This is a genomic window from Bacteroides sp. HMSC067B03 (assembly GCF_001811315.1).
Classification (GTDB): domain Bacteria; phylum Bacteroidota; class Bacteroidia; order Bacteroidales; family Bacteroidaceae; genus Bacteroides; species Bacteroides faecis.
In genome coordinates this window covers 1-21,586 of record NZ_KV804360.1, presented here as the reverse complement: position 1 = coordinate 21,586, position 21,586 = coordinate 1, and the positions used below count along the sequence as shown (strand labels likewise).

Here is a 21,586-nt window from a genome sequence, read left to right as displayed (position 1 = left end):
TCGATAAGAAAATGTGTCTAATCTGATATTATTTTGTTCTTCGTCAGTCTTTTCTTGTTTTATTAAATGCCTAGCTGTTCTCTTGCCCAGGCTTCATCATGTCTTATTCTGTAAAGGTATATCTCGGACATATTCCACCATGCGCTGCCTGCGACAGTATAATTTAATGGATCTTTGTCACGGCGAGCCGTAGGAGTAAATCGGATATAGTTATAGGCTTGTTTTCCGCTCACATTGTTTTTAGCGGTAGCATGTCCACCGTTTGTTGTCGGCAGATTGAACTCTTCACTACCCATACTTTCAAAGAACTCACCGTTCATGCTTCCATATATCGTTGCGGCTTTTACGTCGCCTCCGTTATTCACTCCGCTTTGACGTGCATCATATTCAAAACAAAGGTCTTTTAATGGTTTGCTCAGTTTGATCTGGACATAATGGGCTTCTGTTGTAACAGGAGCATTCCATTTAGTATGATAATAAGTACTGACTTTGCCATCAATCAATGCCGGTAAACCACCTCCGTCTCCGACATGATTGGCATTGTCGGAAAGCATGTCGATAGTAAGAGTAACCCGTTCCATTTCGGAAGCTTCGCCGGAAATGCCTGTCACTGTTACCGGACTATCTGTCTCCATACCCGTAGGACCATAGGTGTTGATAGTAAATGAGTATTCACCTGCACATTGGTAAGTATCATCTATGATATAGGATGTTGTCTTATAGTCATTTATCACGATCTCTTTATTTTCTTTCGTGACTTTATCGTAATAGGTAATCTTTATCTTGTTGAAGTCTACATCTTCAGGTATCTCCCATTGCAGCTGAATACTTCCGGCTCCCGGAGTAGCAGTAGCATTGATTACATTTAAAGGAGGTGTCGCGATAAATCCGGCCTGTTTTACTGTGACTATGAACTGACTTGGTACTTTGTCGGTGCTATTGGTGCTCTTGAAGGTTATCTTTCCTTCACGAGGTTGATTCTCAACTTCAGTGTTGGCTTTAATGATAAAGCTTTCGGAGACATCACGCAGTGCTCTTGAAGCGGGTAGTGATACTGGAGTGATCCAGGATTGGGCGGATTCTTCGATTTCATAGGTATATGACACTTCACCGGCAGGAGAATTCACTTTGAAAGGAATAGTGATTGTTTCTCCCATTGCCTTCACTTCATAAATCTTCTTGTCTTCATCGATTTCGACTATATAACCTCTGGGTTGTTGCTTTATCAGGAAAGAAGCTGTATAGCTGTAATTCTGGGAAGACTGGAGGATAATCGTACAATAACGTACGTCAGTCTCGGTGCTTTTATCCAGCGTAAATTTCAGTTCCTGTTTGTTTACGTCTTCCGCTGCACGCGTCTTTGCATCAAATGTGGCAGGTTGCTCTGCCAGACGTATCCAGTCGCAAGTGTCTGGTATAATGATATTATCCAGATTCAGGTTGGTTGCTACAGGAATTGTCAATGTTTCTCTTTCTGCATCTATTATTTCTACATATCCTTCCTGCTGTAGCTTGTCACCTATCAGGATGGCCGGTTCTTTACCAAACTGCGAGACAGTGATGGAATAGCTTTGATGACCATAGGCTACAGTGATTTCCGCCTGGCGTTGTTTGTATATATTGTTTGCACTGGCAGATACGACTACTTTGCCCTCGTGTTGTACTACCTTGCACCATTCTGCATTGGACTGGGCACTCCATCTGTCGAGTGGTACATTGGTCTGCACTTCAATTTCATGTTCTCCTCCCAGAAGTGGGAAAGTGATAGGTGCCTGACTTTTATCAGGAACTACCAGTGTTTCTACTTTAAACTCGGTTTCGTAATCGGGCGAACAAGAGATAAGTCCGGAAGCAATTCCGAATATGCTTGCGAGCCCGATGATTAATATATTTTTTTTCATACTCATTTGATTTGATTACAAGTTATCTACTCTTGGGTTAAATTCATATCGCAGTTTGGCTTTCACTTCCCGGTAAGGGGCAGTGGATTCCAGGCGATATTTATAATGCAGACGGAACTCTTTGTAATAAGTGGCACGTCCGTCGGGTGTACGGATAGCGTTTAACAGGAATGTGTTGTCGTAATCATCGATTGGAGTAAGTTGTACTACATCGACCGGGTCCACTTCCACATCATTAACTCTGTCATGCGCTCTGATGGTAAGTTCTCTGGCCTGAGGATTCTCCGGTTGCTGCTCGCCAATTTCCAGAATGATACTCTTAGATACAATTCTGCTTCTTGCTGTCTTATAATCGCCAAGATCTTCATCACCTGCCATCATACGTACCGAATTGGCACCGATCGGGAATACTTGATTGGCATTTGTCGGTCTACGGACTTCGGGACTACCACTGGGGTTAGGAATTACAATCGTACTGCTTGTATAATTGTAGTAGGTAGAAGTCTTTGTCGTTGCGTAATAGTTTTCTTTATAGATACGCAATAATACATGACTTTTATCCGGATTATAATTAGGTGTTTTGTCCGGATCTATCTTGTAATCCAGAAAATAAATGGAATCCGGTGAAATCCTTTCCAGATTTTTCAGATAGATCGGAAACATTACTTTGGAAGTGCCTGCCTGAATATCCAGTTCCTTATTGGGAAAATCATAGCATTCATCGGGAAGCAGTTTGGCAAATTTTTCTTTTTCTATATCAAAGTTGGATTTGTTGTATGCTTTCAGCAAAGAGTCCGATTCCAGAAGAGCTACATGGTGTGTGTTAGGGCTTATTTGTGAGCCGCTAACCGTGGCAACCAGATAGACCGTATCTTTTTCTTGTCCTACATTAGCCACCTGCCGGTCGTAGATCAGACTCGAATTACTGAGTAAGCCTACTTCGTTCCGGTATTGTTCCTGGTCGAAATCGTATTCATTGCAAGCACTCAATACACCTATAAGGGTGCAGAGCATTATATTAAATTTCTTTTTCATATTCAGTCTGTTATTCATGTTTTGATATTATCTGTCCCATCCGAAATTCTGGTCGGCATTGGGAACCTTCAGCAATTCATCATGGCGGATCGGTAAGAATACCATTTTAGGCAGTGCAATGCGGTCTCGCACATTTTGTGTATTGATCGTCACAATATTCCAGAATCCTTCATTACCGTTGGCGTTTGTACGGTCTTTTGTCACATCCAGTCCCCGCCAGTTGGAGCTGTTGGCATCTTCGTCCAGATAGGTTCCCCACCTGCGCGTATCGAAATATCGGTATCCTTCGTTAAAGAGCTCTACCTGACGTTCATTGCGGATGATTTTTTCAAAATTGTCTGCTTCTGCCATGTCGTTGGCATCTACTCCCGGCAAGCCGACGCGATAACGTATCATGTTGAAATATTTAGCCATTTCTGCCGGATCACGGCTAACGGTTTCCTCAATAAGTGTACCTGTATTGTCGGATACTTCTACGGTCACTGTACCTTCTACACGGTTCAATGCTTCTACATATTCCAGTAGCACTTCACCATAACGGATGATAGGGAACGGTTTAGGGCTGGTGACGAATGCGCCTTTTACACTCCCTTTGCCGTTAGCCCATGAGTCGTCCGGATGAATGTATTTGACGGGAACATAACCGCTGACACTGTAGTCGTTTACGTTATTTCCGGCACCGGCAATTCCGGCATTGGTATCATCGTGAGAATACCAGAATTGCTGATTGACGTAGGAGGCGTCGGTAGAAGCTGAACTCATCGGCCAGTAGCGACCCGGAAAACCTATCGAGGCATAGAAGCGTGCCGAACGATTGGCGTACATCATAGGTACGTTTTCCCTCAGTAGGTATGTCCCCAGTTTTTTGGATTCGCCGGTGAGTCTGCTGAAGTCCGGTTCATATGGATATTCTGCCGATGAATTATGAATAGTCCGCCCATCTGCCATCAGATAGCAATCAATTACCCTCTGCGGCACAGACATTGAACCCCATCCGCCAAACTTGACAGGGAATGAGTGATGGGTATAGTTAGTGACGTTACTGGATTCCATCGCCCAGATGAATTCTTTATTAGTCTGTATGATACCTTCTCCTGTGAACATGTCGGAGTAGGAGTGATAAGGATCGATATTGCCTGCTCCGTCAGGGAAGTTGGCAGTAGGGACATTGGAGGCCAGAGGATATGGGTTCTGGGCATCTGCTTCCACTGTATGTAGCTCGTATCCCATTTTGGTCAGCTGTTTGGCGGCAGCTGCTGCGACGGCCCAGCGTCTCGGGTCATACTCTTGATTGACATAGTAGGCTCCGTCGCTTTTACGTTTCCAGGTCCCGAAACATTTACGGGCTGCAGCTCCGCCATTGAAAAGCGGTGAAGCCTGGAAGAGACGCAAACGGGCGATGAGTGCCATGGCTGCTCCTTTGGTCGGACGTTGATAATAGTTGACGCTTTGCTCATCCGCCGAATAGATGCCTTGAGTTGCCAGGCGGAATTCATCGCATATATAATCTACAGACTCATCATAGGTAGCCCGTTCGCGATTATAATATTCGGCAGGTTCGGAGGTGCTCAGTTCTTCATCGCCTACGATAATCAACGGTCCCCAGTTCATCAAAAGATGATAATAAGCGTACCCACGCATGAAGTGAACATATCCGAGATAGCGTCTTCTGTCCATTTCGTTCATATCAGGTACATTGTAGACTTCTTTAAGCATTTTGTTACATCTTGCTACAATGACATACATGTCGTACCATTGGTTTTGGATAGGCAGATTTCTGCTGTTGATGGTACCTACGGAAAATTGTAGTCCCCAAAATTCATTTGTCTGATATTTAAGTGTTATTTCGTCCGAAGCAGATTCCCCCGGATTCCAGGAATTTCCCCAGATAGCCCCTGCGTCGGGAAAACCTTTCGGAGTGTTCCAGAGATAACCTTCAGCATTTTTCTTGCTGTGAAAGATGGAGTCTTCTTTGAAAGTAGCTTCGAAGTATGGGTCTACATCCAGAAAATTGCAGGAACTGAGTAGTAGTGTACTTCCTACTGTTGCTCCCAATATTATTTTGAATAACTTTTTCATGAGTGTTCTATATTATTTTTAGAATTTAAGATAAACCTGGAACGTGTAAGTTGCCGGTATCGGATAAGCAGCCCCGTTTGCAGATGCCTGTTCCGGATCAAAATACTTCACTTTGTCGATAGTAAAAAGGTTGTTGGCAACAAACTCCAGATCGACAGAAGATAGTCCTGTCTTTTTTATCCATGGAGTCTTCAGGTTGTACTTCAGACTGAGTTCCTGAAAGCGCAGGAAAGAACCGTTCCGTTTCCAGAAAGAGGAAAGCTGGGAGTTGTTCGTATTGCCTCCATAGGAGAGACGTGGGAATTCTGCATGGGGATTTTCCGTAGCGGTGGTGCCTGAATACCATGCGGGCGTCCATCTGTTCTTGGGATTGTTGGCCAGCTTGATAACGTTGCCGAGCTCTCCGTTATAGAAGGGAATCCATCCTGCGTCATTACCGAGTCCCGAACGGTAGTAGTCTACTTTTGCCGAACCTTTGAAAAGGAAGCTGAGGGTTAAGTCTTTCCAATGAAAATCGGCTCCGAACCCATACATTACCCGGGGGAGTTGGTTGGAATAGGACAAAGGTACTTTGTCATCGTCATTGATAATACCGTCTCCATTTACGTCACGATATTTGATATCTCCCGGACGAATGCGGCCGAATCCGCTTTGGTCGGCACTTGTGTTGATTTCTTCTTTACTGGAGAAGAGGCCTTCTGCAATATATCCGCGAAGGATGTTAAAGGGTTTTCCGGTTACACTCAGATAATCATAAGGTAACTTGTTTTCTTCATAGTAATCAATAATATTCTGAGAGAAAGTGTAATTGCCGCGTACAGTGAAGCTCATGTCTTTATTGATCTGGTGGAAGAATTCGAAGTTTCCGTCCGAACCATAGCTATGCATTTTTCCTACATTTGATTTCGGGACGGTAACCATACCTACAAACTTAGGCAGCGTCACACGATCCTGGAAGATGTGGTCACGTGTATCGCGGAAAAAGTCGACAGTGACAGAGAGCTTGTCGTGGAAGAACTTGGCATCGATACCAAAGTTGAGCTTCTTTGCTACTTCCCATTGAAGGTTGTCGGCTCCTTTCACGGTTTCTGTAATACCCCGTTCACGATATCCCCAGTAAGAGGCGGCATTGTCATTGATTAATGTCAAATAAGGGAACCGGTCACCACTGATCTGGTCATTACCTACCTGACCGTAGGAGCCGCGGAACTTGAGGAAGCTTAACCAGGGAATGGCCTCATTGACCCAGTTATAAGATGTCGGTACCCAGCCTACAGCAATGGAAGGGAAGAAACCGAATCTTTTTCCTTTTTCGAATTGTGCAGAACCAGTGTAACCGAAGTTTGCATCAATGAAATAGCAATTGTTATAGCCATAGGAAACACGTCCTGATAAGTTTTGACGGCGTTGAGGAATGGCATTGATACCCATTGCGTCATACTCCCATTGGGTGTTATGAACATCTTCCATGTAATATAAAGCCAATGCTCCTAGTGAGTGCAAACCAAATGTACGGTCCCAGTTGGCTTTGGCTTCCATGTAGTATTTTCTGTATCTGTTGTTATTTTGTGTATATTTCATGTTCTCTTTGGCAGTACGCAATGTTTTGATGAGTACACCTTGTGAACTTCTTCCTGTAGCGCGGTAGAGGTCAGGCCATATGTAACGTCCTTCATTGAAATAATTGATATTTTCGCTCATCGCTTGTACCGACGCTGTCATTCCTTTCAGGAATCCTCCGAATTCCTGTTCAAGTTTGAGTGTAAGCATATTACGCTGAGTTTCATCTTGCGTGTATCCGGTGTTATTCAGCATGACATACGGAGAAGCAAGGTCATGTTTTCCATAAGAAGGGAAGGTGCCGTCTGAATAGGTTTTAGGAAACATCAGTGGAGTTAGCTGACGGACTGCTGACCATACCGTATTCGTGTTTTGTCCACCCGGGCTGGTATAGTTGGAAATATATCCGTCCAGACCAAAATAAACTTTGGTTGTTTTGGTCAGATTCATGTCGATATTGGCACGGTATGTTATTTTTTTATATGACAAGGGCTTTTTGAACAGGTTGTCTTCCTGCCGGTAGGCCGCTCCTTCATCCTGATACCCTAATGAAAGATAATATCTGGCTATGTCGCCTCCTCCTTGTGCATTGATGTAATAGTTCTGCTGTATAGATGTGCGTTTCATTATTTCATCTATCCAGTTAACATCCGGGTAAAGGTCTTTATCCAAATTGTATTTTATCAGATCCAGTTCCAGACGGGAGTAAAGGTCGTCTTCACCCGACATGGCACGTGCCTCATTGGCAAGGAGAGCGTAGTCATAAGCTCCCAGGTATTCGGGCAGACGTTTGATATGCGATACCTTTAATGTTGCTCGTCCTGTGATGGTAAGTTTGCCTGTTTCTCCACGTTTAGTGGTAACCAAGACCACGCCATTGGCACCTCGGGTACCATACACAGCGGTGGCGGAGGCATCTTTCAGGATACTGAACGATTTTACATCATCAGGATCAATGTCTTCAAGGCGGCCTTCGATACCGTCAATCAGCACTAATGCACCGGAGCTGGCTCCGAAAGTACTGATACCACGAATCCAGAAGTTAGAGATGTTTTTTCCCGGTTCGCCCGAACTCTGCATGGTGATGACACCAGCCAACCGTCCGCCGATCATGTTGTTGAGGGAAGTACCGGGAGTACTGAGCTGGGCTACATCAATGGTACTGATTGCACCTACTACTGATATCTTTTTTTGTGAAGTCATACCTGTGACCACTACTTCGTCAAGCTTGGTGTCATCTTCTTCCAGTGTAACTTTGAGTGTCATTTCATCTTTAGTCACCAGTTTCTCGATAGATTTCATTCCAATAGCCTGAATGACTAATATTTGGTTGGCATCTACTTTGATACTGAATTTACCATCCATATCTGCTGAGGTTCCCACTCCCGGTGCATTCTTAACATAAATGGTGGTACCCGGTAGCGGTTCACCGGTTTTGTCTATTACGACCCCCGCTACAGTAAACTGTTTTTTCTTATTGTCTTGACTGTAACTCGTCAGCGGTATAAGCGCCATGATCAGTACAATCAGTAGAAAATTATTTCTCATATTGTATTTTGTATAAGGTTATTCAATGGATAATTTACGAATCACTTTGTTCTGTGTGTCGGCTACATATACAATAGTTCCATCACTGTTGACTGCTACTCCGCAAGGGAAGTGGAATTTGGCAATTTCCGGACCTCCATCCTTATAACCTTCCGCTCCCGGCAGACCGATAGGTGTGGTTACGGCTGCTCTTTCTTTCGGCATAGTAGTATCTACTACGCGGATGCAGGAATTACCACTGTCAGCAATGTACATTTTTCCGTCGTCGGTGAAACAGATCTGGCGCGGATGTCTGAATTTGGCGTTCTTCAGCAAGCCGTCTTCCCAGCCCTTCCCGTTCATAACTCCTTCGTAGATTGCTTTTCCTGCGTATGGCTCTCCGTTATAAGTGTCTTTATCCTCCGGAGTGATTTTGGATACGTCCACTCTCCAAATCTGGTGAAAGTCTGCAAGAGATACATAGAGTACGTTTTCTTCTCCTTTGATAGGGCTGAATGCGATATAGGAGTCACTTCCTGCTCCACCGCCGTCGCCTGTTGCTACATTAGATATTTTCTTTAGCAAAATTTCTGCTGTACGGTTTTTAGGATTGATTCGAACCAATTGCCCTTTCCACATGACAGTATAGATCATGTGATCCTGCTTGTTGATTACAAAGCAATGCTTCCAGTTGTTTTCGTCTACAGTGCTGAGTTCTTCTGATTTCAAGACTGTTCTATATCGGGGAACATAGTTTAGAAGTTTTTGCATGTCATAATACTTCATGCCGGCATCATCCGGAATGTAAACAGCTTCAGCATCTTTTTCATCAGAATAAGCCGGGGCATTAATATATGCAGTTCCATATTTTAATACAATGGAAGAATTGCTGGCGATGGAAATCATTGAAATGTTTCCGTTTACGCCTTCACCTTTTTCATTGCGGCAGGTTGTGTTTGGTTGTTTGGCTTTTCCACTGTCTCCTTTACGGTCTACCACAAATATATTGTCTTCACCGTCTATACAGAGATAGAAAGGAGAGGAGAAAGTACATGTGGCAAGGTCACCACCAACGGTGTTTATATTATTGTCCGGTGATGCAAGTCCTGCTACCGTACTAACACTGGTTTGTGTCTTGTATAGGAATTGGTCTGGTGCTTTGCCTATGTATTCTTGACCGTCGGGCGTTCTTCTTTCTACAAGAATATTCATCTCTCTTTTGAAGGTGAGTCCTTTGGGAACAAATGCATAGATTCTGCTACCGTTACTGCTGACTAATCCGGCAGGATGTCTGATCCCGTCTACATCTTCAAAATAGACTTTCATGCCAGTGGTGTCTGTACCGAAGTTGCGGCCTTCGATGATCATCGGAGTGGCTATACCTCCGGAATCAGGATAAAATTCTGTAATCTCAATAGGCTGGTTTGGGTTGAACCCGCTGCTTCCATTGATGTCGTCATCTGAACAGGAAGCTAACCACGCGAAAGCTGTAATGAACAGCGTCCAATAAACTCTTCTTTTTCGCATTGTTTTTCTGTGATAAAAGGTTAATAATTAGATTGGTTAAAAAAAATGATAGGGAAACCTACTCTTATGTGTCTACGATATGGGTAGAACTAGGGTATGCATACAAGGGGGTATACGTTTGTTTTTGTATGTATGAGTAAGTTTGAAAATATATGGGTGTGTTTGACTGCTATTATTCATCTTCTTAAATTGGGGGTATTGAAGTTGATAATGAACTCAGAATACATATTATATCTATTCTGAGCTGTGCTGAAATGCAAGTAAAAAATGAAAGCAAATACTCCGTTTTTGAAAGGCGGAGGTTTGTTACTAGGAGTTTTCATAAATGTTAATTTAAGGTTATAATCATACTGGTTAATTGGGCTAAGTCGTAATAGGACTTGGTATTTTCATACCCAAAAGTATATTTTCTACAGTTTCCATAGGCTATTCAAAGGTTATTAAGTACATGTATATTCTTAGACGGTGTAAAGTTATTAATAAAAACGAAAAATACAATATCTTTTTTATTTTAATTATCAATAAGCACTATTTTTTTAGGATATCAATTCTACTAAATAGTTCACAAATTGTTATCTCAAATATTTATACGCTCAATAATATATTGTATTTCAAGTATTTACACGATCATATACCAAGTCCTATTACAACTTCTTCAAAATCATTCAATTTTGCATAATGTCTTTTTTACTCTTCAGAATGAAAAGTAATGCTGTATTTCAACTAATCTCTTAGAAAAATAGGTCGATTTTTCTTTTGGATATAATGGGAGACTGTATTTTTGAGTTTATTCTACCTTATTATTATATTAGATTGTTCTACCCGAAAAATCAATCTCTTAAAGTAGTTTTTGAGCATCCGGAATCAGAATCTCTTTTCTGTGTAACTCGATTAAGCCACTATCCTGTAATTCATTCAGTGTTTTTGAAATATTTAATCGTGTATCATCCAGACAGCGTGCCAGATCATCCATTTTCACTTTGAAGACCTTTTCTCCTTGTGGCTTTTCACAGTGCAACAGGAAGAAGCGGATAATTTTGCCTTTTAAATCCAGCGTCGGTTCATCCCATAGACGGGAATAGAGATTTTGTGCCCGGTTGCTGACAATATTCATATAGTTGAGGCGGAAAATGTCATATTTGAACAAGTCACTGAGTACGAATGCTTTGCTGATACATACAGTATGGACTTCGGTATGTGCCACATAGGAAGATGCGTAATTGGTATTCATGCCGAATAGTGACTGGGGCTCTATCAGATAGGGAGCCTCTGTTTTTTCGATTACCGTATAAATGTTGTCTTTTGCATTAGTGACAATCGAAAGCTCACCTTTCAGCAGAAAACAGAGTTGCGTGCAGGGATTACCACTTTTTATGATGGTTTCCCCAGCTTTATGTTTGATAAAGTGTAGCTTGACTTTATCCAGAATACTAGTGAAATCTTCATGACAAAGACCTTGAAATAAAGGTAATTGGAGCAAAGTATCGAACATTGTTTCCATGCGTTGTAATCTCTCTTATTAATCGTACAAATTTACTCATAATAGAACACTGCTATCAACATATCCCCGTTCTTTTTGTTTTTTTTATTGTTTGAATGCATAAAAATAGAGTATATTTGCAAAAAAAAGGAGGAATTATGTTTACGGGCTTTAATTGGCAGCAAATGATCAGTGCGTTTATCGTACTTTTTGCAGTAATAGATATTATTGGTTCTATACCTATTATTATTAATCTGAAGGAAAAGGGAAAAGATGTGAATGCAACGAAGGCTACTGTTATTTCCTTTGCCTTACTGATAGGGTTCTTCTATGCAGGGGATATGATGTTGAAGCTCTTTCACGTAGATATCGAATCATTCGCGGTAGCCGGTGCATTTGTTATCTTTCTCATGTCTCTGGAAATGATTCTGGATATAGAAATCTTCAAAAATCAGGGGCCGATTAAAGAAGCGACGCTTGTTCCTCTGGTCTTTCCCTTGTTGGCAGGGGCCGGAGCTTTTACTACGCTACTTTCGCTTCGTGCCGAATATGCCAGCGTAAATATTATTATAGCCTTAATATTGAATATGCTGTGGGTCTACTTTGTCGTAAGTATGACCGGACGTGTGGAACGTTTTCTCGGAAAGGGGGGAATCTACATCATCCGCAAGTTTTTCGGCATCATTCTGCTAGCTATCTCTGTCAGGTTGTTTACTGCCAATATCACCTTGCTGATTGAGGCATTGCATAAGCCGTAACCGGGATTTGTGAGGTAATATCCGTAGAGTCGGTTGTATTGTGATCGTTGATATCTTCTTCCGGAGATTCTTCTTCGTCGTCGTCCGTTTCGTCTGCAAAAGGTTCCGGTCGTTGAGGCCCGTGGTTCAAGAAACCGAATGCACAGAGTGTTCCCATGATTCCTCCGCTGAGATGTCCTTCCCATGACATGTTGGCGGGAGAGAAATAAGGAAACATATGCCAGATGATTCCTCCGTACAGGAAGGTGACAAGCAGTGAAATAGCGATCAGAGGAACATATTTGCGCAGGATGCCACTGAAAAAGAGAAAGAAGGCAAGTCCGTAGATCAGTCCGCTGGCACCGATATGCCATCCCGGTTTGCCGATCATGAATGTCAGCAATCCGGCCCCGATCCAGATAATCATGAAAATACGTCCCGCTATTCCCCTGTAGAAATAGAACAAACACCACGATAAAAAGAATAATGGCAACGTATTGGCCAGCAAATGACTGAACCCGCTGTGTATCAGCGGATGAGTAAAAATACCCACTATTCCCCGCTTTTCCATAGGGTATACCCCCATGTGGGAGAAGTCCCAGTCCATGCCAACTTCCATGAACTTTAGCAGAAACAGGATAAAAATAAGGAACAACGGTACCACCGCAGCTAGCATGATACGCTGAATATCTCGCTTCATTACATTCTTTTCTTTAGATATTTTACGCAATACTACGAATATTTGCACAAAAACTGAAAATAAAAAGCCTTTTTATTTTTGTTTTTATCTAGAATTTGTACATTTGGGCATTATACCTATATATACAGTGCTCTGGATGGTATATATACAGAACAGCAATAGATATATACGGATGATAGTGACCAATAATTAACCTTTAAATAATGCACAACTATGAGTTATTTACGATTTGACAAGACCCTCATGACGAATCTGGAAGAAACCCTGCAAAGGGAGATTCTACGGACGAACAAAGCAGGAGCTTATCATTGTACAACGATTGTTGATTGTAACACACGCAAATATCACGGCCTGTTGGTAATTCCTGTTCCCAATATAGACGATGAAAATCATGTGCTGCTATCTTCTCTTGATGAAACGGTAATTCAACATGGTGCGGAGTTTAACTTGGGATTGCATAAATATCAGGGAAACAACTTTAGTCCGAATGGACATAAGTATATCCGTGAGTTCGATTGTGAACATATCCCGGCGACAACTTACCGTGTTGGAGGAGTAGTGTTACGCAAAGAAAAAATCTTTGTACATCATGAAAACAGAATCCTGATTCGTTATACTTTGTTGGATGCGCACTCAGCGACGACTTTGCGCTTCCGACCATTCCTCGCTTTCCGGAGTGTGCGAGAGTATACACACGAAAATGCGCAGGCAAGCCGCGATTATCAGCTTGTGGAAAATGGGATCAAGACTTGTATGTATCCCGGTTATCCGGAACTGTTCATGCAGTTGAACAAGTCGTGCGAATTCCATTTCCAGCCCGATTGGTATCGTGGATTTGAATATCCGAAAGAACAGGAACGAGGTTATGATTTCAACGAAGACCTCTATGTTCCGGGATATTTTGAAGTGGATATAAAGAAAGGAGAAAGCATCGTTTTCTCTGCGGGTACTTCCGAAGTGACTCCGCGCAGATTGAAACAGACGTTCGAAGCCGAAGTGGCAGACCGTACGCCTCGCGATAGCTTCTATCACTGTCTGAAAAACTCAGCTCATCAGTTCCACAACCAGCAGGATGGCGAACATTATATCCTTGCCGGTTATCCGTGGTTCAAATGCCGTGCCCGCGATATGTTTATATCTCTGCCGGGACTGACACTGGCACTGGACGAGGTGGACCAGTTTGAAGATGTGATGAAGACAGCGGAAAAAGCGATTCGCAGTTTCATCAATGATGAACCGGCTGGATACAAAATTTACGAGATGGAACATCCGGACGTACTGCTTTGGGCTGTTTGGGCTTTGCAGCAGTATGCCAAAGAGACATCCCGCGAACAATGCCGCCAGAAATACGGAGAACTGCTGGAGGACATCATGGAATTTATCCGTCAGCGGAAACATGAAAACCTCTTCCTGCATGAAAACGGACTGCTTTACGCTAATGGCACCGACAAAGCGATTACGTGGATGAACTCTACTGTAAACGGACATCCGGTGATTCCCCGTACGGGATATATCGTAGAGTTTAATGCTTTGTGGTACAATGCGCTTCGTTTTATTGCTGATCTGGTTCGTGAAGGTGGAAACGTTCTTCTGGCGGATGCGCTTGATGCGCAGGCAGAAGTGACGGGAAAATCATTTATCGAAGTGTTCCGCAATGAATATGGATATTTGCTTGACTATGTGGATGGAAATATGATGGACTGGAGCGTACGCCCCAACATGATATTCGCCGTAGCATTCGATTATTCTCCGCTGGATCGGGCGCAAAAGAAACAAGTGCTCGATATTGCAACCAAAGAGTTGCTTACCCCAAAGGGACTCCGTACCTTGAGCCCGAAGAGTGGGGGATATAACCCTAACTATGTTGGTCCTCAGATACAGCGTGACTACGCTTACCACCAAGGCACAGCCTGGCCTTGGCTGATGGGATTCTATATGGAAGCCTATCTGCGAATTTATAAGATGAGTGGTCTGTCGTTCATTGAACGCCAGCTTATTGGTCTCGAAGATGAACTGACAATTCATTGTATCAGTTCGTTGCCTGAACTTTTCGATGGTAATCCGCCTTTTAAAGGACGCGGAGCTGTATCGTTTGCCATGAATGTCGCCGAAGTACTGCGTATTCTAAAGCTACTGTCTAAGTATTATTAAAAAGAGGAGGAACGAAAATGAAAGTTTTAATGTTTGGATGGGAGTTCCCCCCGCATATCTTAGGAGGGTTAGGGACTGCCAGTTATGGTCTGACAAAAGGAATGTCTCAGCAGGATGATCTGGAAATAACATTCTGTATTCCCAAACCATGGGGAGACGAAGATCAGAGCTTTTTAAGAATTATCGGTATGAACAGCACACCGGTAGTGTGGAAGAATGTCGGTTGGGATTATGTGAAAGGACGTGTAGGAAGCTATATGGACCCGCAGTTGTTCTATGACTTGCGCGACCATATCTACGCTGACTTCAGTTATCTCAATACGAATGATCTGGGATGCATCGAATTTTCCGGACGTTATCCGGACAATCTGCATGAAGAGATCAATAACTATTCGATCGTTGCCGGGGTGGTAGCGCGTCAGCAGGAGTTTGATATCATTCATTCTCACGACTGGCTGACGTATCCGGCAGGAATTCATGCCAAGCAAGTGTCTGGCAAACCATTGGTGATCCATGTGCACGCTACTGATTTCGACCGTAGTCGCGGCAATGTCAATCCGACAGTGTATGCCATTGAGAAGAATGGCATGGATAATGCCGACCACATCATGTGTGTGAGTGAACTGACCCGTCAGACTGTGATCCATAAATATTTTCAGGACCCGAAGAAGGTGTCTACTGTGCATAATGCCGTTTCTCCTTTGTCACAAGAGATACAGGATATCGTTCCTCAAAAGAATCCGAGCGAGAAGGTCGTTACTTTCCTGGGACGTATTACCATGCAGAAAGGGCCGGAATACTTTGTAGAAGCTGCTGCAATGGTTTTGCACCGCACGCGTAATGTCCGTTTTGTTATGGCTGGCAGCGGTGATATGATGGATCAGATGATCCGCCTGGTAGCCGAACGCGGTATCGCCGATCGTTTCCACTTCCCCGGTTTTATGAAAGGAAAACAGGTGTACGAAGTGCTGAAAGCCAGTGACGTATATATTATGCCTTCTGTATCCGAGCCATTCGGTATCTCTCCGTTGGAGGCCATGCAATGCAGCGTGCCTTCCATTATATCCAAGCAATCCGGTTGTGCCGAGATTCTGGATAAGTGTATCAAGACGGACTACTGGGATATTCACGCCATGGCGGATGCCATTTATTCTATCTGTACTTACCCGGCTATGTACGAATATCTGAAGGAAGAGGGTAAGAAAGAAGTGGATGAGATTAAATGGGAGAACGTGGGATATAAAGTCCGCGGTATCTATGATGAGGTTATTAAAAATTATGGTAAACAATAAAATAATATAGACTATGAGAACGATCTGTCTTTATTTCGAAATACATCAGATTATACACTTGAAACGCTACCGTTTTTTCGATATCGGCACCGATCATTATTACTATGACGACTATGCGAATGAAACCGGTATGAATGAGGTTGCCGAACGGTCTTACATACCTGCTCTCAGTACGCTGATCGAGATGGTGAAGAACTCGGGAGGAGCTTTCAAAGTAGCGCTTTCTATTTCGGGTGTAGCTTTGGAGCAACTTGAAATTCATGCTCCGGCAGTGATTGACTTGCTGCATCAGCTGAATGATACCGGCTGTTGTGAATTCTTGTGTGAACCTTATTCACATGGCTTGTCATCTCTGGCTAACGAAGACTGCTTCCGTGAAGAAGTGCTTCGTCAGCGTGATAAAATGAAACAGATGTTTGGCAAAGAACCGAAGGTGTTCCGTAACTCCAGTCTGATTTATTCGGATGAAATAGGTGGAATGGTGGCCTCTATGGGCTTCAAGGGAATGCTGACGGAAGGTGCTAAACACATTTTGGGATGGAAGAGCCCGCATTATGTATATCACTGTAATCAGGCTCCGGGGCTTAAGTTGCTCTTGAGGGATTTTAAACTTTCTGATGATATAGGATTACGTTTCTCCAATTCGGAATGGCCGGAATATCCATTATTTGCTGACAAGTACATTAGCTGGATTGATGCATTGCCGCAAGAAGAGCAGGTGATTAATATCTTTATGGAATTGAGTGCATTGGGTATGGCTCAGCCACTTTCTTCCAATATCCTGGAATTCCTGAAGGCACTGCCTGAATGTGCAAAATCGAAAGGTATCACTTTCTCTACTCCGACAGAGATTGTATCCAAACTGAAATCAGTGTCTCAACTGGATGTTCCTTATCCAATGTCATGGGTGGACGAAGAGAGAGATACAAGCAGTTGGCTGGGTAATATTCTGCAGCGTGAGGCTTTCAATAAGTTGTATAGCGTAGCAGAACGTGTTCATCTGTGTGATGACCGTCGTATCAAACAGGACTGGGATTATCTGCAGGCCAGCAACAACTTCCGTTTCATGACTACCAAGAATACAGGTATCTGGCTGAATCGTGGCATCTATGATTCTCCTTACGATGCCTTCACTAACTACATGAATATCTTGGGCGACTTTATCAAACGAGTAGATTCACTGTATCCTGTTGACGTAGATAATGAAGAACTGAACTCTCTGCTGACTACGATTAAGAATCAGGGTGAGGAAATCGCTGAACTGCAAAAGGAAGTAACCAAATGGCAGGCTAAGGCTGAAAAAGGAGCTGCTGCTCCCAAGAAGGCTGCTGCAAAAAAAGAGATAGCTAAGGAGCCCGCACTAAAGAAGCCGGCTGCAAAAAAGGCTGCTGCACCGAAGAAAGTAGCTGAACCGAAAGCAAAAGCTACACGCAAGAAGGCTGCCGCAAAGAAAGAAGAATAAAAAAATGTAAATTAACTGGTTATAACCGTGGGGAGATGAGAATCACCTCACGGTTGTTTTTTTATATTAGGAGGTTATATAGGAATGAGATTGTCCGAGAAGGTCTTGTTTGCTATTACTTCCAATGAAAGGTAATCGTTATTGAATTGTTTTTGTTGTTTGGTTTCTAATGGCTTTATATATAAAAACGGCGCGAATTACTGAAGTAACCCGCGCCGTTTTTATATATTTTTTAGTTTGACTTAGTTGTTAATCCGAAGTCTGTAGAAATAACTTCAAGCTTCAACTTATAATCAGGATTTGTTTTGCCTAGACTTCCACCTTTCAGACGTACATAACCCGGTTTTAAGTCATGTTGTATTCTAATAATATTGGCCTGACCAGTTGTAGTATTTGAAGAGTCATAACTCACAAGTACAGGTATAAGTACTACCTTATTCCAATCCGGATTTTTTAGTAACCAGTCAGCTTCATCCCATGAACTACCGGCATTCTTTTTAGCTTCTTCCTTTTCTGCGATACAAGCATTTATCAATTTGGTGATATTACTGAATACATATTGATTTGTACTACTTGTGTGTGAAGTTAGATAGGAAGATACGCCGTCGCTCAACTTATTGTCTTTAAAGAAGCTATCTTGGAATTTCTTACGTACAAGCATTACAGTAGATGGTATAGCCATACCAAACTTCTTATCACCTGTTTGATTGTAATTGGTGAATGTTAGTTTTACTGCATTTAAGGTATCGCCTGTCAATTCGTTTTGTATATCTGAAATTGGTAGTGTAGCTTCGGTGAAAATACCTGCCGGACTTTTCAAATAAGTGTTTTTATCTTCCTTAATTAATGCATCTATCCTTTCGGGATCATTCTTTAATTGATTGGCTTGGATTACTTCACGAGTCGTAGCAAACACACGATAAGAGTAATAAGTCGAGTCTTTACCACTTCCGTCTTTTTTCTGTAATTTTTTACCGGTAATAGAATCTGTTGCATAGCATTTATATACTACATTCATTTGTGGCTGATCTATGTAGAGGACAGTTCCATCACCATAGTCACTCTTAACGTAAATACCTTGAAAAGCTTCTCTGAATAATTGGCTATTGAATTCCTTATCAGCATTTTTAGCTTTTCTTGCAGCAGTTAAAATATTTCCACCAACTCTTGTTGCTATATCTTCTTTGAAAGTAATATGCACACTTGGAACATATGTGCTTAGGTTACGAATGGAATCTTTTACAGAAAGATCTACGGCTGTATATGCTTTGGTTCCCAATATATTCTGACTGTCGTAAAAATCTGCAGGATTAATATCTGTATAATAAGCATTGTCAAGATTTAATGTCTCTTTTCCATTACCTCCTAGTTCATATACACTTAATCTACAAGCTGTCAATGAGTCTCCAAAGTAGCTGTCATACCATAGGTAGAGTTCGACTGCACGTATGTTACCTATGATTTGATTTCCGTCTTTAATAAAAGTAACATCTTTATTTTCTGGGTCTTTATCGTCGACAACCATTCTTCCTGTGGCTGAAATAACATTACCACTTGCATCTGTAACTTCTTTGTATGGTTCAGGAAAAGTTAGTCCATCCGGACAATTTAGTTGGGCCAAAAAACCAGCCTGATAAGTACCGAATGTTTCATCTGTGAACTTGCCAATATAACCGATGTTAGTTTTCGCATAGATGTCACCTGTCTTAACAGATTCAGTAATTACATCAAATGTGGATAACTTTCCTTTGATATTTTGGTCATTGCCCGGAAACATTCCTAATCCCAAGCCACCTGTACTATCATCGCATCCGAAAAATGTGATTGCCAATAAAGCTATCAAGGCATATTTTGCTTTCATGATTGTCGTATCTAGATTTTTATTCTTCTTCTTCTTTATTTGTAGTGGTTTCCCATACCTGATCGTAGAATTCATTGCATGCGTTTGCGTAGTTTTCCGGACTCTGATAATCGAGAACCAACTTACCCGACTGACGAGCGTACTCAATAATGGATTCGTCTACCTTTTCGCTGTTCTGTATAATTCCGTCGGAATAATCAACAGCAAGTTTACAAAGTGCCGCATAATCTACCGGTTCTTTCAGAGATGCCAAATCCTTCTTGGTAATGCCTTTCAACATCAGTTTGGTTGCGAAGTCATCACTAAGTGTATTCTTGAAATCATCTTCATATACCGAGAATACAACTTTTGCATCACGGAAAGAGGGTTCATCTTTGTAGGCTTTCTTAATATAAAGAGGAGCTAATGCCGTCATCCAGCCGTGGCAATGAATAACGTCAGGACACCAGCGAAGTTTCTTCACTGTTTCCAGTACACCACGTGCATAGAAGATAGCACGACTGTCGTTGTCATCGTATTCTACACCATTTTCGTCCGCTGTCTGCAAACGATTCTGGAAATAGTCATCGTTGTCGATGAAATATACCTGCATGCGTGCGGATTGAATAGAAGCAACTTTTATAATAAGGGGGTGATCAGTATCATCGATGATCAGGTTCATACCGGAGAGGCGAATTACTTCATGCAGTTGATTTCTGCGCTCGTTAATGTTTCCCCATTTAGGCATAAATGTCCTGATTTCACGGCCTTTTTCTTGTATTGCCTGTGGAAGGTTTCTACCTATATTGGCCATTTCGGATTCTGAAACGTAAGGTGTAATCTCTTGAGTAATAAATAAAACTTTATTCGCCTTTGTCATAATAACAATAGTTCACTATAATATTCTGCAAAGATAGCAAAAAAAAGGAACTTTAAATACCATATTCTTTCTTTATGTGGCAAATATTAGTTTATTTTGCAGAGTTTTTGCAAACGACCAAAACATAAACCAATTAACAAAAATGAAAGTAATACACACTATCAAGGACTTACAGGCCGAATTGACGGTACTGAGAGCCCAGGGTAAGAAGGTAGGACTAGTACCCACAATGGGTGCTTTACACGTAGGACACGCATCACTGGTAAAGCGCAGCGTAAGTGAGAATGGTGTAACAGTAGTGAGTGTTTTTGTAAATCCCACTCAGTTTAATGATAAAAATGATTTAGCAAAGTATCCGCGTACACTGGATGCTGACTGCCGCCTGTTGGAAGATTGCGGTGCGGCATTTGCCTTTGCTCCTTCGGTAGAAGAGATGTATCCGCAACCGGATACGCGTGAATTTAGCTATGCTCCGTTGGATACGGTAATGGAAGGAGCTTTCCGTCCGGGACATTTTAATGGAGTTTGCCAGATTGTCAGCAAGTTGTTTGATGCAATACAGCCGGATCGTGCCTATTTCGGAGAGAAAGATTTTCAGCAACTGGCAATTATCCGGGAGATGGTTCGCCAGATGAATTATAAACTGGAAATAGTAGGTTGCCCTATTGTTCGTGAAGAAGACGGACTGGCTTTGAGTAGCCGGAATAAACGTTTATCGGCACAAGAACGTGAAAATGCTTTAAATATTTCTCGGACATTATTTAAAAGTCGTACCTTTGCAACCTCTCACACAGTGAGTGAGACGCAGAAGATGGTAGAAGAAGCGATAGAGGCTGCTCCGGGATTGCGTTTGGAGTATTTTGAAATCGTTGACGGAAACACGCTGCAAAAGGTAAACAGTTGGGAGGATGCTCAGTATGTAGTAGGCTGTATCACAGTGTTCTGCGGAGAGGTCAGACTGATTGATAATATAAAATATAAAGAAATCTAAATTTTAAAAGACGAAACCTTATGATGATTGAAGTGTTGAAGTCGAAAATTCATTGTGCACGTGTTACAGAGGCAAATCTGAACTACATGGGTAGTATCACGATTGATGAAGACCTGCTGGATGCTGCCAACATGATTCCGGGAGAAAAAGTGTATATCGCTGATAATAACAATGGTGAACGCTTTGAAACCTACATTATCAAAGGTGAACGCGGTTCAGGCAAGATTTGTCTGAATGGTGCTGCCGCCCGTAAGGTGCAACCGGATGATATTGTGATTATCATGTCGTATGCGCTGATGGATTTTGAGGAAGCGAAGTCGTTTAAACCGACGGTGATTTTCCCGGACCCTGCGACGAATAGCGTAGTGAAGTAAGAAGTATCTTGTGATAAGAAAGAGGTTGTGTCAAAACGCTGGCACAACCT

The 21,586-nt window shown here is 42.3% G+C and carries 15 protein-coding genes; 6 read left to right on the top strand and 9 right to left on the bottom strand.

The window, feature by feature from the left end; all coding sequences use genetic code 11:
• Window positions 1-62: 62 nt before the first annotated feature.
• From HMPREF2794_RS12855 to HMPREF2794_RS12830, 6 genes are all read right to left on the bottom strand, one after another.
• Complete coding sequence (locus tag HMPREF2794_RS12855) at window positions 63-1,907, bottom strand: BACON domain-containing protein (RefSeq protein ID WP_083312076.1); 1,845 nt, start codon at window positions 1,905-1,907, stop codon at window positions 63-65.
• Between the two features lie 9 nt (window positions 1,908-1,916).
• Window positions 1,917-2,936, bottom strand: a complete 1,020-nt coding sequence (locus HMPREF2794_RS12850; RefSeq protein WP_022300806.1) for a BT_3044 domain-containing protein — start codon at window positions 2,934-2,936, stop codon at window positions 1,917-1,919.
• A 27-nt stretch (window positions 2,937-2,963) separates the two neighbouring features.
• On the bottom strand, window positions 2,964-5,015 hold the full coding sequence (locus tag HMPREF2794_RS12845) for a RagB/SusD family nutrient uptake outer membrane protein (protein ID WP_010536893.1): 2,052 nt from the start codon (window positions 5,013-5,015) through the stop codon (window positions 2,964-2,966).
• An 18-nt stretch (window positions 5,016-5,033) separates the two neighbouring features.
• A complete protein-coding gene (locus HMPREF2794_RS12840; protein ID WP_070751643.1) occupies window positions 5,034-8,123 on the bottom strand; it encodes a SusC/RagA family TonB-linked outer membrane protein in 3,090 nt (1,029 codons plus the stop codon).
• 18 nt (window positions 8,124-8,141) lie between these two features.
• The gene (locus HMPREF2794_RS12835) at window positions 8,142-9,629 is read right to left on the bottom strand and encodes a hypothetical protein (RefSeq protein WP_010536895.1); all 1,488 of its coding nucleotides are present in this window, start codon (window positions 9,627-9,629) and stop codon (window positions 8,142-8,144) included.
• Window positions 9,630-10,467: 838 nt separating this feature from the next.
• Window positions 10,468-11,130 carry a Crp/Fnr family transcriptional regulator gene (locus HMPREF2794_RS12830; protein ID WP_010536896.1) on the bottom strand — a complete coding sequence of 221 codons (663 nt, stop codon included), beginning with the start codon at window positions 11,128-11,130 and terminating at the stop codon, window positions 10,468-10,470.
• Window positions 11,131-11,267: 137 nt separating this feature from the next.
• Between HMPREF2794_RS12830 and HMPREF2794_RS12825 the strand changes: the two genes are divergently transcribed.
• Window positions 11,268-11,867 (top strand): MarC family protein, encoded by a 600-nt coding sequence (locus HMPREF2794_RS12825; protein WP_010536897.1) that lies wholly within the window; start codon window positions 11,268-11,270, stop codon window positions 11,865-11,867.
• On the opposite strand, the gene HMPREF2794_RS12820 is transcribed toward HMPREF2794_RS12825, so the two are convergent.
• Complete coding sequence (locus HMPREF2794_RS12820) at window positions 11,833-12,546, bottom strand: rhomboid family intramembrane serine protease (protein WP_070751661.1); 714 nt, start codon at window positions 12,544-12,546, stop codon at window positions 11,833-11,835. The two genes, HMPREF2794_RS12825 and HMPREF2794_RS12820, sit on opposite strands and share 35 nt — an antisense overlap.
• 213 nt (window positions 12,547-12,759) lie before the next feature.
• Here HMPREF2794_RS12820 and HMPREF2794_RS12815 point away from each other — a divergent pair, with 213 nt between their 5' ends.
• From HMPREF2794_RS12815 to HMPREF2794_RS12805, 3 genes are read left to right on the top strand one after another with little or no spacing between them, the layout of a single operon-like run.
• A complete protein-coding gene (locus tag HMPREF2794_RS12815; protein WP_070751642.1) occupies window positions 12,760-14,697 on the top strand; it encodes a glycogen debranching enzyme N-terminal domain-containing protein in 1,938 nt (645 codons plus the stop codon).
• Between the two features lie 17 nt (window positions 14,698-14,714).
• Window positions 14,715-15,989, top strand: coding sequence for a glycosyltransferase family 4 protein (locus HMPREF2794_RS12810; protein WP_010536900.1), 1,275 nt, complete (start codon window positions 14,715-14,717; stop codon window positions 15,987-15,989).
• A 13-nt stretch (window positions 15,990-16,002) separates the two neighbouring features.
• Entirely contained in the window at window positions 16,003-17,451 is a 1,449-nt protein-coding gene (locus tag HMPREF2794_RS12805) for a glycoside hydrolase family 57 protein (RefSeq protein ID WP_010536901.1), read from the top strand.
• A gap of 232 nt (window positions 17,452-17,683) precedes the next feature.
• Here the strand turns inward: HMPREF2794_RS12805 and HMPREF2794_RS12800 are convergent, their stop codons facing one another.
• Together HMPREF2794_RS12800 and HMPREF2794_RS12795 are read right to left on the bottom strand one after the other, a co-directional pair.
• The gene (locus HMPREF2794_RS12800; protein WP_055270337.1) at window positions 17,684-19,312 is read right to left on the bottom strand and encodes a BamH family beta-barrel-assembly machinery protein; all 1,629 of its coding nucleotides are present in this window, start codon (window positions 19,310-19,312) and stop codon (window positions 17,684-17,686) included.
• 19 nt (window positions 19,313-19,331) lie between these two features.
• The gene (locus HMPREF2794_RS12795; RefSeq protein ID WP_070751641.1) at window positions 19,332-20,171 is read right to left on the bottom strand and encodes a glycogen/starch synthase; all 840 of its coding nucleotides are present in this window, start codon (window positions 20,169-20,171) and stop codon (window positions 19,332-19,334) included.
• A 142-nt stretch (window positions 20,172-20,313) separates the two neighbouring features.
• Between HMPREF2794_RS12795 and panC the strand changes: the two genes are divergently transcribed.
• Together panC and panD are read left to right on the top strand one after the other, a co-directional pair.
• Window positions 20,314-21,162, top strand: coding sequence for a pantoate--beta-alanine ligase (gene panC / locus HMPREF2794_RS12790; RefSeq protein ID WP_010536904.1), 849 nt, complete (start codon window positions 20,314-20,316; stop codon window positions 21,160-21,162).
• A 20-nt stretch (window positions 21,163-21,182) separates the two neighbouring features.
• On the top strand, window positions 21,183-21,536 hold the full coding sequence (gene panD, locus HMPREF2794_RS12785) for an aspartate 1-decarboxylase (RefSeq protein WP_008759980.1): 354 nt from the start codon (window positions 21,183-21,185) through the stop codon (window positions 21,534-21,536).
• The last annotated feature ends 50 nt before the right edge of the window (window positions 21,537-21,586 follow it).